This is a genomic window from Microbacterium altimontanum (assembly GCF_058349865.2).
In genome coordinates, this window is sequence record NZ_JBYRJB020000003.1 from 279,548 (window position 1) to 293,356 (window position 13,809).

The following is a 13,809-nucleotide window of genomic DNA, read 5'->3' on the forward strand; positions in this document are numbered from 1 at the left end:
ATGACCCCGCAGGACCAGCCGGACGAGGGCCCGCAGCCCACGAAGCCGGCGAAGAAGCGCACCCCGAAGCCCGCCGGCACGCAGCTGCGTGTGGCGCGGTTGCTGAAGGCGCACGGGCTGAAGGGCGCCCTCAAGCTCGAGCTGTACACGGATGACCCCGATCGCCGATTCGCGACCGGTGCGGTCTTCACGCTGCAGGTGCCGGAATCGTCGCCGTGGCACGGCAAGACTGTCACCGTGCGCGAGTTCAAGTGGATGAACTCGCACCCCGTGGTGTTCCTCGAAGGCGTCGATGACCGCTCGACCGCGGAGGAACTCGTCAAGGCCATCCTCTGGATCGAAGCCGACACCGCCGCCGAGCAGCCCGAGGACGACGCCTGGTACGACCACCAGCTCGTCGGGCTCGACGTGCGCCGCGACGGCGCCAGCGTCGGTCGCGTCATCCGCGTCGACCACCTTCCGGCCCAGGACCTCCTGATCGTGCGCAACGGCGAGCGCGAAGTGCTCGTGCCGTTCGTCAAGGCCATCGTCCCGGAGGTGGATGTCGCCCGCGGGCACGTCGTCGTCACCCCTCCCGCCGGTCTGTTCGAAGACCTGCCCGCGGACGAGGAAGCCGCTCCTGACGGTGCCGCCGGCGACGAGCCCGGCGAGACGGCACGCGACGCGGATTAGGCTCGTCCGGTGCGCATCGACATCCTCACGATCTTTCCGGCGTTCTTCGATGTGCTCGATGTCTCGCTGCTCGGCAAGGCCCGTGCCACCGGGCTGCTCGACCTGAACGTCCACGACCTGCGCGACTGGACGCACGACCGTCACCGCACCGTCGACGACACCCCGTACGGCGGGGGCGCGGGCATGGTCATGAAGCCCGAGCCCTGGGGCGAGGCACTCGACGCCGTGACCGCTGACGGCACACGGCCGACGATCGTCTTCCCCTCACCCGCGGGCGAGGTCTTCAGCCAGGCGACGGCGCGTGAGCTGAGCGGTCGGGAGCGGATCGTCTTCGGATGCGGCCGCTACGAGGGCATCGACGAGCGGGTCTTCGACTACGCCGCGACGATCGGCGACGTGCGGCTGCTCAGTCTCGGCGACTACATCCTCAACGGGGGAGAGGTCGCGGTGATGGCCATGGTCGAGGCGATCGCGCGCCTCGTCCCCGGCGTCGTGGGCAACCCTGCGAGCCTCGTCGAGGAGTCCCACGAGGACGGCCTGCTCGAGTACCCGAGCTACACCAAGCCCGCCGTGTGGCGTGATCGCGAAGTCCCGGCGATCCTGCTCAGCGGGAACCACGGCGCGATCGCGCAATGGCGGCACGAACAGCAGCTGGAGCGCACGCGCGTCCGGCGCCCCGATCTGCTCCCGGAGTAGCCGTGCGCATCTGGTCGATCCATCCCCGCTATCTCGACCCCCAGGGGCTCACCGCCTGCTGGCGGGAGTCGCTCCTCGCCCAGGCGGTGCTCGCCGGGCGCACGCGCGGGTACACGCGCCATCCGCAGCTCGCGCGCTTCTCCGCCACCGCCGTGCCGCTCGACGCGATCGGCGCGTATCTGGCGGCGCTGGCCGCCGAGGCAGATGCGCGCGGGTACCGGTTCGATCGCACGCGCATCGACCGGCCGAGGGCCGCCGTGGCGCCGATCGCCGTGTCCGACGGCCAACTGGCCCTCGAATGGCGTCTGCTCACGGCGAAGCTCGCGCAGCGCAGCCCAGCCATCGCCGCGCGATGGGCGGATGTCGCGTCGCCCGAGACGCATCCGCTGTTCCACCTCGTGCCGGGGCCCCGTGCGGAGTGGGAGCGCGCCGCCGGCTGAGCGCCGTAGCTCCTCGCGGTCAGTCGACGCCGAGGAACGACCGATCCGTCAGGACGATCGGCCCATCGGCGGTGATGGCGATCGTGTGCTCGGAGTGGGCTCCGCGCGACCCGTCGGCGCTGCGCAGGGTCCAGCCGTCGGGATCGGTGATGAGCTCGTCCGTGGTCTGGAGGAACCACGGCTCGATCGCGATCACGAGCCCCTCCCGCAGCGGGTAGCCGCGGCCGGCGCGGCCGTCGTTCGCGACATGCGGGTCTCCGTGCATGATGCGGCCGACGCCGTGCCCCCCGAAATCGGTGTTGATCACGTAGCCGTCGCCGTGGGCGACCTCGGCGATGGCGGCGGAGATGTCCCCGATGCGCTTGCCCACCCGTGCCGTCGCGATCGCGGCGTCCAGGGCGCGCTCCGTGGTGTCGATGAGGGCGAGATCCTCGTCGCGGGGCGTCCCGACCACGAACGACAGGGCGGAGTCGGCGACCCATCCGTCGATCGACACCGCGAAGTCGAGCGACACCAGGTCGCCGTCGCGGAGGTTGTAATCGTGGGGCAGTCCATGGAGCACGGCATCGTTGATCGAGGTGCACAGCACCTTGCCGAAGGGGCTGGCACCGAACGACGGGTGGTAGTCGATGTAGCACGACTCAGCACCGGCGCGGCGGATGAGCTCGTGCGCGCGGCGGTCGATGTCCAGCAGGTTCGTGCCGACCTTCGTCTCGTCGCGCAGTGTCGCCAGTGTCTCGGCGACGAAGCGGCCCGCCGGTCGCATCGCATCGATCTCGGCAGGGGTCCGCAGCTCGATCATCCTGTTCCTCTCGTCACCCTCATTCTCCCCGATGCGGCGTACCATCGGGGACATGTGGATGCGTCGCGCCCTCTTCGCCTGGCTCCTGCCCGCTGCGCTGGTGCTGCCGATCTGGCTCGTCGTGGGGTGGGCGGTCTTCAACGCCGGCGGATGGGCGTTCCTCGGCGTGATCTTCATCGCCGCCCCCGCGGTGCTGGTGGGTGAGCTCATCGTTTCCCTGCTGATCCGTGCCCGACCGACGGTGCGCAGCTCGCGGGCTGTGTCGTGGGCCGATGCGCTCGGCCTCGGCGTCTGGCACCTGCTGGTCATCGCCTTCGGGTGCTTCTTCGAGACGGCGTTCGTGCCGGTGCTGATCTGCGCGATCCTCGCCTTCCTCGGCCTGTTCTGGTCATCCCTCAGGCAGCTGTGGCGCGGGGCGCGCGGCTCTTTCGCCCGCATGATGCCGGGCACCGGCCCCGCCGAGGTCTCCGACGAGGAGTCCCTCCGCGACCGCGCCCGGCAGCACGCCGAGGTCATCGTGGTGAACGAGGTCGGACGTCCCGGAGACGGCCGCTCCACGCACTGACCGTTTTGGCGCGCCGCGCCATCCATGGCAGAATTGACCTCTGTGCCCGCGCACCGGTTCTGCCTCAGGGGAGCCCGCGCGTCCGTGAGATCGCGCAGCGAGCACCGATCCACTTATCCCATCCCACTTCGCGGTCGACCTGTGGCGGCCGCAGAGAGACACGATCATGCAGATCCTCGACGCCGTCGACGCGGCTTCGCTCCGCTCCGACATCCCGGACTTCAATGCCGGTGACACCGTCAAGGTGCACGTCAACATCACCGAGGGCAACCGCAGCCGCATCCAGGTCTTCCAGGGTGTCGTCATCGGCCGTTCCGGCGATGGCGTGCGCGAGACCTTCACCGTCCGCAAGATCAGCTTCCAGGTCGGCGTGGAGCGCACGTTCCCCGTGCACAGCCCGGTGATCGACCACATCGAGGTCGTCACCCGTGGTGACGTCCGCCGCGCGAAGCTCTACTACCTGCGCAGCCTCCGCGGCAAGAAGGCCAAGATCAAGGAGAAGCGCGAGCACTGACCCGCTTGCGTACGACGCCCCGAGGCTGATGCCCGGGGCGTCGTCGTCTCCACCGAGCAGAGTGTGCGACGCTGTACTGTGCGACCGTCGAAGGGAACGGAATGACCGATACCACCGTCCCCGTGGCGGAACGTCCGGTGCGCAAGCGGGGCGCGCTGATCTTCCTTCGGGACGTCGTCGTGATCATCGTGATCGCGCTGCTCGTGTCGTTCCTCGTCAAGACGTTCCTCGTCCGGTCGTTCTACATCCCCTCCGGGTCGATGGAGAACACGCTCCAGGTGAACGACCGCATCCTCGTGGACGAGATCACCCCGCGGTTCACCGGCTACCAGCGCGGCGACGTGGTCGTGTTCCGCGATCCCGGCGGGTGGCTGCCCGTGACGTCCGGCGCTCCGGCGCGGCCCTGGATCGTGGAAGGGGTCGACTGGCTCCTGTCGCTCGTGGGGCTGTCGGCACCCGACAGCGACGACCACCTCATCAAACGCGTGATCGGCCTGCCCGGCGACCACGTCAAGTGCTGCAACGCCCTCGGACAGATCACCGTCAACGGCGTACCAACCGACGAGTCGTCGTTCATCAAGCTGCAGCCGGGGGAGTCGGCACCGGAAGTCGTCCCGTTCGACGTCACGGTGCCCGACGACTCGCTGTGGGTCCTGGGCGACAATCGCGACCGCTCCCGTGACTCCCGGTACAACCAGGACCAGCCGGGCAAGGGCTTCGTGCCGATCTCCAACGTCGTCGGCCGGGCATTCCTCATAACCTGGCCGTTCGACCGGTTCGGCCTCATCGACTTCCACCACCCGGTGTTCGCCGGCATTCCGAAGCCGGTCGCCACCACCTCAGGGCAATGACCGTCGTCGAGCCCCGGCTGACACTCGAGCGGCGCCTGCTGCGCGAGCACGCGCTCCTGATCGCCTGCGACGAGGTGGGACGCGGCGCACTCGCCGGGCCGGTCGCGGTCGGCGCCATCGCCATCGACGCCCGTGCCGCCCGCCGTCGCGTCCCCGCCGGCCTGCGCGACTCGAAGCTCGTTCCCGAACTGCGGCGCCCCGAGGTCGCGGCGCGGGCGGCCGACTGGGTCGAGGCGAGCGGCGTGGGATGGGCGAGCGCCGCAGAGATCGACGAGGTCGGCATCATCCGTGCCCTGGGGCTGGCGGCACTGCGCGCGATCGCCGAACTCCGCGGCGCGGGAGTCGTGCCGGAGACGGCCATCGTGCTGCTCGACGGCAACTACGACTACATCACCCCGGCGGGCGGAGCCGGCCTTGTCGTGCGCTCCCAGATCAAGGCCGACCGGGACTGCGCGAGCGCCGCCGCGGCGTCGGTGATCGCGAAGGTGGCACGCGACGCGCATATGGTCGCGCTGCACGACGAGCATCCGCCGTATGAATGGGTGCACAACAAGGGCTACGCCAGCCCGACGCATCGCGACGCCATCCGCTCGCACGGCCTGAGCCCCTACCACCGCGCGTCCTGGGCGATCGCCGACGCCCCGACCCTGTTCTGACCGGCACCGCGGGCGGTATGGGCCCGCCTAGGATGGAGCCATCATGGACGACGACTTCGACGACTACGACCGGGAACTCGAACTGGCGCTGTATCGCGAGTATCGCGACGTCGTCTCACAGTTCCAGTACGTGATCGAGACGGAGCGGCGCTTCTATCTCGCCAACGAGGTCAACGTGGTGCGTCGTGACACCGAGCACGACTTCTACTTCGAGATTTCGATGACGGATGTGTGGGTGTGGGACATCTACCGCGCCGACCGGTTCGTGAAGTCGGTGCGTGTGCTCACGTTCAAGGACGTGAACGTCGAAGAGCTGCAGCGCCGGGATCTCCACCTCCCCGAAGAACTCTCGCTCGACTCATAGCCGGCGGCTCCAGCTCCGTGCCTGTCGGCGCCTCCCCAAGAGGCGCGCAGCTTCGCTGAGCGCCGATCTGCCCACAGATCCGCGAAAGCACCCGCGACGCAGGCTCCCTCCGAGGAGCATGCTGTCCATGGCAGCGAAGGACGACCTCGGGCGCGCGGGCGAGCAGCGGGCGGCCGCGCACCTCGTGGCGCGGGGCTTCGACGTGATCGACCGCAACTGGCGCACCCACGGCGGAGAAGTGGATGTCGTGGCGCGCTGGGGAGCGACGCTGGTGTTCATCGAGGTGAAGACCCGGCGCAGCGACGGCTTCGGCGATCCGCTGGAGGCGGTCGATGTGCGCAAGCGGGCGCGGCTGTGGCGGCTCGCGCACGCCTGGTGCGTCGCGCATCCCGAGCAGTCGAAGGGACGCTCCTTCCGGCTCGACGTCATCGGGATCACGGGTCCCGATCCTGCGACGGCGCGCCTCGAGCATCTCGAGGACGTCTCATGGGCGTGACGCGCACGTGGGCCGTCGCACTCGCGGGCCTCGAGGGCACCCTCGTCGAAGTGGAGGCCGACCTCAGCGCGCAGATCCCCGAGTTCCGCATCATCGGACTCGGCGACAAGGCCCTCGGCGAGGCCGTGCAGCGGGTCCGGAATGCGAGCGAGAACAGCGGCCTCGCACTTCCCAAGCGACGTCTGACGGTCAACCTGTCGCCGGCCAGCCTGCCGAAGCAGGGATCCGGGTTCGATGTCGCCATCGCCGTGGCGGCGTTGGCGACGGAGGGGCTGATGGATGCCGCGTCCATCGCCGCGACAGCGCACATCGGCGAGCTCGGCCTGGACGGGAGACTCCGTCCCGTCCCGGGGGTGCTGCCTGCCGTGCGTGCGGCGGCGAAGGCAGGGCTCCGCCGAGTCGTGGTGCCCTGGGCGAACCGGGGCGAGGCCGAGCTCGTCAGCGGCGTGCACGTCACGGGTGCGGTGTCGCTCGGCGACGTCGCACGGCTGCACGGCGCCGACGTCGAGGAAGCGCAGCAGCTCGTCCCGGTACCGGTCAGCGACGAGGCCGCGACGACGACCGCCGACGTCGACCTGGCGGAGGTGATCGGGCAGCGGGCGGCCGTCGACGCGCTGATCGTGGCGGCCGCCGGCGGGCATCACCTGCTGATGACAGGGCCGCCGGGGGCGGGGAAGACGATGCTCGCCCGTCGTCTCCCGGGCATCCTGCCCGAACTCGACGACGAAGCCGCCCTCGTCGCCGCATCCATCCGCTCGCTCTCCGGCGCACCCGTCACCGCCCTGCAGCGCACACCGCCGTTCGAAGCGCCGCATCACAGCGCGAGCATGGCGGCCCTCGTCGGGGGAGGCTCCCGCGTCGTGCGCCCCGGGGCGATCGCGCGCGCAAGCGAGGGAGTGCTGTTCCTCGACGAGGCGGCGGAGCACAGCGCCCGGGTCCTCGACGCCCTGCGTCAGCCCCTCGAGACGGGCTCGATCGTCATCCACCGCGCGGGCTTCACCGCGGCGTTCCCCGCCCGGTTCCAGCTCATCCTCGCCACGAATCCCTGCCCGTGCGGCAACTACGGCGTACGCGGTGCCGTCTGCACCTGCCCACCCGTCGCGATCCGCCGCTACCTCGGCCGGCTCTCCGGCCCCCTCCTCGACCGCATCGACATCGAGGTCGGGATGGAACGCGTGTCCGTCGCGCACGTGTCGGGGGCCGTGACCACGACGGCGCAGGCCCGCGAGCGCGTATGCGCCGCGCGGGAGCGCGCCGCACATCGTCTGCGTGACACGCCATGGCGACTGAACTCGGAGGTCTCGGGAACGTGGCTGCGTCGGGGGCCGCTGGCTCCGCCGCCCATGGTGCGACGCCCCATCGACGTCGCCCTGGACCGCGGCGCATTCTCCCTGCGCACCTACGACCGCATCCTGCGCGTGGCGTGGTCGATCGCCGACCTCGCCGGTCGTGACCGCTTGGAACTCGACGACATCGGCCGAGCCCTGTTCCTGAAGAAGGGAATCCCCTCATGAGCACCTTCCGCTTCGACGATCGCACCGTCCAGGCGATCGCACCGCTCGTCATGGGCGAGACGGCGTCCGATCCCGACCGCCTGGCCCGGGCTGCTGCCGCCGCCGTCTGGAGTAGCCTCGCCGAACCCGGCGATGCCGTCGCCGGGATGCTCGTGGCAGCCCTGGGCGCGGATTCGGCTCTCGTCGAGACGATGGGCGCGACACGTCCGGATCTGATGGCGGATGCAGCGGGTCTTGCCGAGACCGATGTGCGCGCCGGGCTCAGACGCTGGCGACTCCGGCTCGACGCGGAGGAGATCGCGCTGGCGTTCGAACGCGCACGGCATGCGCACGTCAAGCTCCTGACACCCGATGACGATGTCTGGCCGCGGGCGCTGGACGACCTCGGCCCGTTCGCGCCGCTGTGTCTCTGGGTGAAGGGTGACCCCGGTGTCCTGGGGCGGCTCGATCCCGCGATCGCGATCGTGGGCGCACGCGCTGCCACGGGATACGGCGAACACATCGCCGGTGAGTTCGCCGCCGGCCTCGCCGCACGTGGCGTCGCCGTGGTCTCGGGGGCCGCATACGGCATCGACGGTGCAGCCCATCGCGGTGCGCTCTCGGTCGGCGGCACCACGGTCGCGATGCTGGCCGGCGGCGTCGACCGGCCGTATCCGGCCGGTCACACCGACCTGCTCCGCCGCATCGCCGCATCCGGCGCCGTCGCGAGCGAAGTGCCGTGCGGCGGCGTGCCCAGCAAATGGCGGTTCCTTCAGCGCAACCGGACGATCGCGGCCCTCGGCGGGGCGACCGTCGTCGTGGAGGCGGGGTGGCGCAGCGGGTCGATCAACACCGCCGGTCATGCGTCGTCCCTCGGCCGTCCACTCGGAGCGGTTCCGGGGCCGGTCACGAGCGGTTCGTCCGCCGGCTGCCACCGCATCCTGCGCGAGTTCGACTCCCGCTGCGTCACGACCGCCGAGGAGGCGGCTGAGCTGCTCGGGCTGACGCCCGGCGGCGCTGCGCCGCCGGGCGAAGAGGGGACCACGGGCGACCGCACCCGGGTGACCGACGCGCTGAGCACGCGGTCCTGGCGCACCGTCGAGGACATCGCGCGGCGTTCCGGGATGGCGCCCGAAGAAGCGGCAGGACACCTCGGACTTCTGGCGCTGGAGGGCGGAGCCGAAGCGCAGGGATCCCGGTGGCGGCGCGTCGCGGCCGGTGTTCCTGTGTGACCGGCATCCTTGTGGGGTGAGGATCAGTGCGGCGGCAGCGACGTATGCGCGTCATCTGACGGATGTCCGGCGGCTCTCGCCCGCGACGGTGCGCGCCTATGACTCCGATCTCGCCGACCTCGCCGCGACGCTCGGTGACCCGCCGGTCGCGGAGGTCGACCTCGAGCACCTGCGGGAGTGGCTCTGGCACGCGACCCAGCGCGGTGACGCGCGGTCCACGGTCGCTCGACGCACTGCAGCCGTGCGCGGGTTCTTCGCCTGGGCGGCTGAGAACGAGCTGGTCTCCGTCGATCCGGCGACGCGGCTCGTCGCCCCGAAACGCGGCCTCACCCTTCCCACGGTCGCCACCGCGGACGCCATGACCGACCTGCTCGACCGCGCTGCCGCCGCCGCGGAGGACGGTGACCCCATCGCGCTGCGCGATCGCGCCATCCTCGAACTGCTGTACGCGGCCGCGCTCCGTGTCTCCGAGCTGTGCGGGCTGGATCTCGACCGCATCGACCGCGACCGTCGCACTGCACGCGTCGTGGGCAAGGGCGCCAAGGAGCGGGTGGTGCCTTTCGGTCTTCCCGCTTCCCAGGCGCTCGACGCCTACCTCGTCCGTGCGCGCCCGGTGCTGTCGGCGCGGGCGCAGGATCCCGGTCGCGCCTTGTTCCTCGGCTCGCGCGGCGGCCGGATCGGCGCGCGAGCGGTGTACGACCTCGTCGCTCGCCACCTCGCCCCCGTCGTCGGCAGCGAGACGGTGGGGCCGCACGCACTGCGCCACTCCGCGGCGACCCACCTGCTCGACGGCGGAGCCGATCTCCGCGCCGTCCAGGAGATGCTCGGTCACGCCAGCCTGGGCACGACGCAGATCTACACGCACGTGTCGAGCGAGCGCCTGCTCGCGACCTACCGGCTCGCGCATCCCCGCGCGGAGCGCTGACGGCGCCGTAGCGCGTCACTCGCAGCACGGGAGCAGCACCGCCCGAGGAAGGCCACCGAGGACCAGCAGGGGGTTGATGTACTCGCCGTGCAGACGCACGCCGAAATGCAGCGTGCCGGCTGCGGCGTGACCGCCCGCCGCGATCGTGCCGATCTCGTCGCCGCGCGACACGACGGTACCCGCCTTCACATCGGAGCTGATCGGCTCGAGCGTCGTGACGAGGCCGTCGCCGTGGTCGATCGTGACGATCGCACGACCGGCGACGCGCCCGGAGAAGGCGACGACCCCGTCGGCCGGCACTCGCACGGCCGGCGCGCCCGCGGGGGCGAGGTCGATTCCCCGGTGTCCCGGGCCGTACTCGTGCGGCGGCGCCACATACGGCTTCGCGACGGTGAACCCGCTGACCGGCCACACCCAGGTCTGGCGGGTCGGCACGCGCACCTCGGTGTCATCGGCTGCCGCCGGCACAGGACCGATGAGCGGTGCGGCGACCCCGAGGAGGGCAACGACGGCGAGGACGGCGCCGAATCGCCGCCGGGAAACGATACGCATGCCGCCATGATCGCGACCCGAGGCGCGGCGGGGGAGCCCGGTGCCCGGAACAGTGGACGGCGCACCGGTGACGACGCGATCAGCCGACCGGGGGAGGCGCCGCCGCCTGGTACACTCGGAGGGCGCCTCGCATGTCGGGGTGACTACGCGTGCCCAGAGCGGACGGACTCCCATCCGCGGCATCCATCCCCACGGTCCCCGGCTTCGGGGCGGGATGAGTGCCGGGCACCAGGATCGCGCGGGCACCCGCCCGCACGAAGCAACCGGAAACGGCGCTGCGGCGCCGAGAACAGGAGAACGGCCATGGCCGTCGTCACCATTCGCCAGCTGCTCGATGCCGGCGTTCACTTCGGACACCAGACCCGTCGGTGGAACCCGAAGGTGAAGCGCTTCATCCTCACCGAGCGCAGCGGCATCCACATCATCGACCTGCAGCAGTCGCTGTCCTACATCGACCGCGCATACGAGTTCGTCAAGGAGACCGTCGCGCACGGCGGCACGATCCTCTTCGTCGGCACGAAGAAGCAGGCGCAGGAAGTGCTCGCCGAGCAGGCGACGCGCGTCGGCCAGCCGTACGTCAACCAGCGCTGGCTGGGCGGACTGCTCACGAACTTCAGCACCGTCAGCAAGCGCCTCCAGCGCATGAAGGAGCTCGAGGAGCTCGACTACGAGAACCCCTCGGAGAGCGGCTTCACCAAGAAGGAGCTGCTGCTCAAGAAGCGCGAGCTCGACAAGCTGCACAAGTCGCTCGGCGGCATCCGCAACCTGCAGAAGACCCCGTCGGCCCTCTGGGTCGTCGACGCCAAGCGCGAGCACCTCGCCATCGACGAGGCCCGCAAGCTCGGCATCCCGGTGATCGGCATCCTCGACACCAACGCCGACCCCGACGAGATCCAGTACCCGATCCCGGGCAACGACGACGCGATCCGCTCGGTGAGCCTGCTCACGCGCATCGTCGCCGACGCGGCCGCCGAGGGGCTGATCCAGCGCCACCAGCCTGCGGACGAGACCGCCGAGGCCGCCGAGCCGCTGGCCGAGTGGGAGCGCGAGCTGCTCGAGCAGGGCAGCACGGAGACCGCCGAGGCCCCGGCCGCCGCCGACGCCGAGACGCCCGCCGAGGAGACGCCGGCCGCCGACGAGAAGCGCGCCGAGGCCGAGGCCCCGGCCGAGGCTGCCACTCCGGCCGCCGAGTAATCCACCCTCTTCGCCCGGCGGGGTCGTCTTCGGACGGCTCCGCCGCGGCATCCACGAGAACGACACACACAAGGAGCCGCCACCCATGGCAAACTTCACCATCGCCGACATCAAGGCGCTGCGCGAGCAGCTCGGCACGGGCATGGTCGACACGAAGAAGGCGCTCGAGGAGGCCGACGGCGACATCGAGAAGGCCGTCGAGATCCTGCGCCTCAAGGGCGCGAAGGGCAACGCGAAGCGTGCCGACCGCTCCACCAGCGAGGGTCTCGTCGTGGCCCGCGAGGGCGACGGCAAGGTCACCCTGCTCGAGCTCGCCTGCGAGACCGACTTCGTCGCGAAGAACGAGAAGTTCATCGCCCTCGCCGACAAGGTTGCCGACGCCGCTGCCGCTGCCGGTGCCGATTCGGCCGAGGCTGCCCTGGCGGCCCCCGCCGGGGACAAGACCGTCGAGCAGCTCATCGCCGACGAGGCCGCCATCATCGGCGAGAAGATCGAGCTGCGCCGCGTGCGCACCCTCACCGGGGACCACTTCGAGGTCTACCTGCACAAGACCAGCAAGGACCTCCCGCCGCAGATCGGTGTCGTGGTCGCCTACACGGGCGACGACGCCGCCACGGCCCGCAGCATCGCCCAGCACATCTCGTTCGCGAACCCGTCGTACCTCACCCGCGAGGACGTCCCGGAGGACGCCGTCGAGAAGGAGCGCGAGATCGTCACCGAGATCTCGCGCAACGAGGGCAAGCCGGAGGCCGCGCTGCCGAAGATCGTCGAGGGCCGCGTGAACGCGTTCTTCAAGCAGGTCGCCCTGCTCGAGCAGGACTACGCGAAGGACAACAAGCTGTCCGTCGCGCAGGTCGCGAAGGACGCCGGCATCACCGTCACCGACTTCGCTCGTTTCAAGGTCGGCGCGTAAGACGCCGCAGGGGCCCGCATCGAACCATCGGTGCGGGCCCTTGCCGTGCCCGTTCGCTACAGTGTGATTCGCGACGAGAGGACAACACGTGATCAATGAGGCCACCGGACGCCGCCGCGTCCTCCTGAAGCTGTCCGGCGAGGCGTTCGGCGCCGGGTCGCTCGGAGTAAACCCCGACGTCGTGAGCCAGATCGCGCGTGAGATCGCCGCCGCCACTGACCGGGTCGAGATCTCGGTGGTCGTCGGCGGAGGCAACTTCTTCCGCGGCGCCGAGCTCAGCCAGCGCGGCATGGACCGCGGCCGCGCCGACTACATGGGCATGCTCGGCACGGTCATGAACGCCCTCGCGCTCCAGGACTTCCTCGAGCAGGCGGGCGCCGCGACGCGTGTGCAGTCGGCGATCCAGATGACGCAGGTCGCGGAGCCGTATATCCCGCTGCGCGCCGAGCGCCACATGCAGAAGGGTCGTGTCGTGATCTTCGGCGCCGGCGCCGGTCTGCCCTACTTCTCGACCGACACCGTGGCGGCCCAGCGCGCCCTGGAGATCTGCGCCGATGAGGTGCTCGTGGCGAAGAATGGGGTCGACGGTGTGTACACGGCCGATCCGAAGAAGGATGCCTCGGCCACCCGCATCGACCGGATCACGTATCTGGAGGCGCTGCAGAAGGGTCTCAAAGTGGTCGATTCGACCGCGTTCAGCCTCTGCATGGACAACCGGATGGACATGCGCGTGTTCGGCATGGAGCCGGCCGGGAACGTCACGCGCGCGCTGCTGGGCGAGCAGATCGGCACCCTGGTCACGGCTTGAGGCGCCGGACCCCCGCTCCGCTGCACCGGCGGAGCGCCGACTAGACTGGGCGGGAACGCCAGAGCGAATGGAGACACCGTGATCGCGGACGTATTGGCCGATGCGGCAAGCCGGATGGACAAGGCCGTGGAAGCGGCGAAGGACGACTTCGCCACCGTCCGCACGGGGCGGGCGAACCCGCAGCTGTTCCAGAAGGTGCTCGTCGACTACTACGGCACTCCCACGCCGCTCGCGCAGCTCGCGTCGATCAACGCTCCCGAGGCGCGTTCGCTCATCGTCACGCCGTACGACAAGTCCGCGCTGAAGGCCATCGAACAGGCGATCCGTGACATGCCGAACCTCGGCGCCAACCCGACGAACGACGGCAACCTCGTGCGCATCACGATGCCCGAGCTGACCGCCGACCGCCGCAAGGAGTTCGTGAAGCTCGTCCGCTCCAAGGGCGAGGACGCGAAGGTCCACGTGCGCGGCATCCGCCGCAAGATCAAGGATGACCTCGACGCGATGAAGAGCGATGTCGGCGAGGATGAGCTGGCGCGCGCAGAGAAGGAGCTCGACGCCATCACGCGCGCCCACGTCGACGGCATCGACGATGCGCTCAAGCGCAAAGAGGCCGAACTGCTCGAAGTCTGAGGA

Annotated in this window: 18 protein-coding genes; 16 read left to right on the forward strand and 2 right to left on the reverse strand. The window is 70.4% G+C overall.

Annotation, left to right across the window (positions count from 1 at the left end; genetic code table 11):
* From rimM to AC3RX1_RS06150, 3 genes are read left to right on the forward strand one after another with little or no spacing between them, the layout of a single operon-like run.
* Positions 1–672, forward strand: a complete 672-nt coding sequence (rimM, locus tag AC3RX1_RS06140; RefSeq protein WP_491500355.1) for a ribosome maturation factor RimM — start codon at positions 1–3, stop codon at positions 670–672.
* 9 nt (positions 673–681) lie between these two features.
* The gene (gene trmD / locus AC3RX1_RS06145; protein WP_491500356.1) at positions 682–1,368 is read left to right on the forward strand and encodes a tRNA (guanosine(37)-N1)-methyltransferase TrmD; all 687 of its coding nucleotides are present in this window, start codon (positions 682–684) and stop codon (positions 1,366–1,368) included.
* Between the two features lie 2 nt (positions 1,369–1,370).
* On the forward strand, positions 1,371–1,808 hold the full coding sequence (locus AC3RX1_RS06150) for a pyrimidine dimer DNA glycosylase/endonuclease V (protein WP_491500357.1): 438 nt from the start codon (positions 1,371–1,373) through the stop codon (positions 1,806–1,808).
* A 19-nt stretch (positions 1,809–1,827) separates the two neighbouring features.
* Here the strand turns inward: AC3RX1_RS06150 and map are convergent, their stop codons facing one another.
* Positions 1,828–2,610 (reverse strand): type I methionyl aminopeptidase, encoded by a 783-nt coding sequence (gene map, locus AC3RX1_RS06155; protein WP_491500358.1) that lies wholly within the window; start codon positions 2,608–2,610, stop codon positions 1,828–1,830.
* A 52-nt stretch (positions 2,611–2,662) separates the two neighbouring features.
* On the opposite strand from map, the gene AC3RX1_RS06160 reads away from it, so the two are divergent.
* The 9 genes from AC3RX1_RS06160 (at position 2,663) to AC3RX1_RS06200 (ending at position 9,706) form a co-directional block, all read left to right on the forward strand.
* Positions 2,663–3,175 (forward strand): MFS transporter permease, encoded by a 513-nt coding sequence (locus AC3RX1_RS06160; RefSeq protein WP_491500359.1) that lies wholly within the window; start codon positions 2,663–2,665, stop codon positions 3,173–3,175.
* A 166-nt stretch (positions 3,176–3,341) separates the two neighbouring features.
* Entirely contained in the window at positions 3,342–3,689 is a 348-nt protein-coding gene (rplS, locus tag AC3RX1_RS06165) for a 50S ribosomal protein L19 (RefSeq protein WP_491500360.1), read from the forward strand.
* A 101-nt stretch (positions 3,690–3,790) separates the two neighbouring features.
* Positions 3,791–4,540, forward strand: coding sequence for a signal peptidase I (lepB, locus tag AC3RX1_RS06170; RefSeq protein ID WP_491500361.1), 750 nt, complete (start codon positions 3,791–3,793; stop codon positions 4,538–4,540).
* Positions 4,537–5,196 (forward strand): ribonuclease HII, encoded by a 660-nt coding sequence (gene rnhB, locus AC3RX1_RS06175; protein ID WP_491500362.1) that lies wholly within the window; start codon positions 4,537–4,539, stop codon positions 5,194–5,196. The genes lepB and rnhB overlap by 4 nt, the downstream gene beginning before the upstream one ends.
* 43 nt (positions 5,197–5,239) lie before the next feature.
* On the forward strand, positions 5,240–5,560 hold the full coding sequence (locus tag AC3RX1_RS06180) for a DUF2469 family protein (RefSeq protein WP_259612034.1): 321 nt from the start codon (positions 5,240–5,242) through the stop codon (positions 5,558–5,560).
* 127 nt (positions 5,561–5,687) lie between these two features.
* Positions 5,688–6,056 carry a YraN family protein gene (locus AC3RX1_RS06185; protein ID WP_491500363.1) on the forward strand — a complete coding sequence of 123 codons (369 nt, stop codon included), beginning with the start codon at positions 5,688–5,690 and terminating at the stop codon, positions 6,054–6,056.
* Positions 6,047–7,570 (forward strand): YifB family Mg chelatase-like AAA ATPase, encoded by a 1,524-nt coding sequence (locus AC3RX1_RS06190; protein WP_491500364.1) that lies wholly within the window; start codon positions 6,047–6,049, stop codon positions 7,568–7,570. The genes AC3RX1_RS06185 and AC3RX1_RS06190 overlap by 10 nt, the downstream gene beginning before the upstream one ends.
* Positions 7,567–8,781: a DNA-processing protein DprA gene (gene dprA / locus AC3RX1_RS06195; protein WP_491500365.1), complete on the forward strand. Its 1,215-nt coding sequence runs from the start codon at positions 7,567–7,569 to the stop codon at positions 8,779–8,781. Before AC3RX1_RS06190 ends, dprA begins: the two co-directional genes overlap by 4 nt.
* Before the next feature lie 16 nt (positions 8,782–8,797).
* Positions 8,798–9,706: a tyrosine-type recombinase/integrase gene (locus tag AC3RX1_RS06200; RefSeq protein ID WP_491500366.1), complete on the forward strand. Its 909-nt coding sequence runs from the start codon at positions 8,798–8,800 to the stop codon at positions 9,704–9,706.
* Positions 9,707–9,721: 15 nt separating this feature from the next.
* Here the strand turns inward: AC3RX1_RS06200 and AC3RX1_RS06205 are convergent, their stop codons facing one another.
* A complete protein-coding gene (locus AC3RX1_RS06205; protein WP_491500367.1) occupies positions 9,722–10,258 on the reverse strand; it encodes a murein hydrolase activator EnvC family protein in 537 nt (178 codons plus the stop codon).
* Positions 10,259–10,561: 303 nt separating this feature from the next.
* On the opposite strand from AC3RX1_RS06205, the gene rpsB reads away from it, so the two are divergent.
* The 4 genes from rpsB (at position 10,562) to frr (ending at position 13,806) form a co-directional block, all read left to right on the forward strand.
* Positions 10,562–11,452: a 30S ribosomal protein S2 gene (rpsB, locus tag AC3RX1_RS06210; protein ID WP_491500368.1), complete on the forward strand. Its 891-nt coding sequence runs from the start codon at positions 10,562–10,564 to the stop codon at positions 11,450–11,452.
* An 85-nt stretch (positions 11,453–11,537) separates the two neighbouring features.
* Positions 11,538–12,365: a translation elongation factor Ts gene (tsf, locus tag AC3RX1_RS06215; protein WP_491500369.1), complete on the forward strand. Its 828-nt coding sequence runs from the start codon at positions 11,538–11,540 to the stop codon at positions 12,363–12,365.
* 88 nt (positions 12,366–12,453) lie between these two features.
* Entirely contained in the window at positions 12,454–13,173 is a 720-nt protein-coding gene (gene pyrH, locus AC3RX1_RS06220; RefSeq protein WP_491500370.1) for a UMP kinase, read from the forward strand.
* 78 nt (positions 13,174–13,251) lie between these two features.
* Positions 13,252–13,806, forward strand: a complete 555-nt coding sequence (frr, locus tag AC3RX1_RS06225) for a ribosome recycling factor (RefSeq protein WP_491500371.1) — start codon at positions 13,252–13,254, stop codon at positions 13,804–13,806.
* The last annotated feature ends 3 nt before the right edge of the window (positions 13,807–13,809 follow it).

Bases quoted from the DNA above. Each gene is read 5' to 3' on its own strand.
- rnhB (WP_491500362.1), top strand. From the start codon at position 4,537: ATGACCGTCGTCGAGCCCCGGCTGACACTCGAGCGGCGCCTGCTGCGC.
- dprA (WP_491500365.1), top strand. From the start codon at position 7,567: ATGAGCACCTTCCGCTTCGACGATCGCACCGTCCAGGCGATCGCACCG.
- rplS (WP_491500360.1), top strand. From the start codon at position 3,342: ATGCAGATCCTCGACGCCGTCGACGCGGCTTCGCTCCGCTCCGACATC.
- AC3RX1_RS06160 (WP_491500359.1), top strand. From the start codon at position 2,663: ATGTGGATGCGTCGCGCCCTCTTCGCCTGGCTCCTGCCCGCTGCGCTG.
- rpsB (WP_491500368.1), top strand. From the start codon at position 10,562: ATGGCCGTCGTCACCATTCGCCAGCTGCTCGATGCCGGCGTTCACTTC.
- map (WP_491500358.1), bottom strand. From the start codon at position 2,610: ATGATCGAGCTGCGGACCCCTGCCGAGATCGATGCGATGCGACCGGCG.
- lepB (WP_491500361.1), top strand. From the start codon at position 3,791: ATGACCGATACCACCGTCCCCGTGGCGGAACGTCCGGTGCGCAAGCGG.
- AC3RX1_RS06180 (WP_259612034.1), top strand. From the start codon at position 5,240: ATGGACGACGACTTCGACGACTACGACCGGGAACTCGAACTGGCGCTG.
- AC3RX1_RS06205 (WP_491500367.1), bottom strand. From the start codon at position 10,258: ATGCGTATCGTTTCCCGGCGGCGATTCGGCGCCGTCCTCGCCGTCGTT.
- tsf (WP_491500369.1), top strand. From the start codon at position 11,538: ATGGCAAACTTCACCATCGCCGACATCAAGGCGCTGCGCGAGCAGCTC.
- rimM (WP_491500355.1), top strand. From the start codon at position 1: ATGACCCCGCAGGACCAGCCGGACGAGGGCCCGCAGCCCACGAAGCCG.
- AC3RX1_RS06185 (WP_491500363.1), top strand. From the start codon at position 5,688: ATGGCAGCGAAGGACGACCTCGGGCGCGCGGGCGAGCAGCGGGCGGCC.
- AC3RX1_RS06190 (WP_491500364.1), top strand. From the start codon at position 6,047: ATGGGCGTGACGCGCACGTGGGCCGTCGCACTCGCGGGCCTCGAGGGC.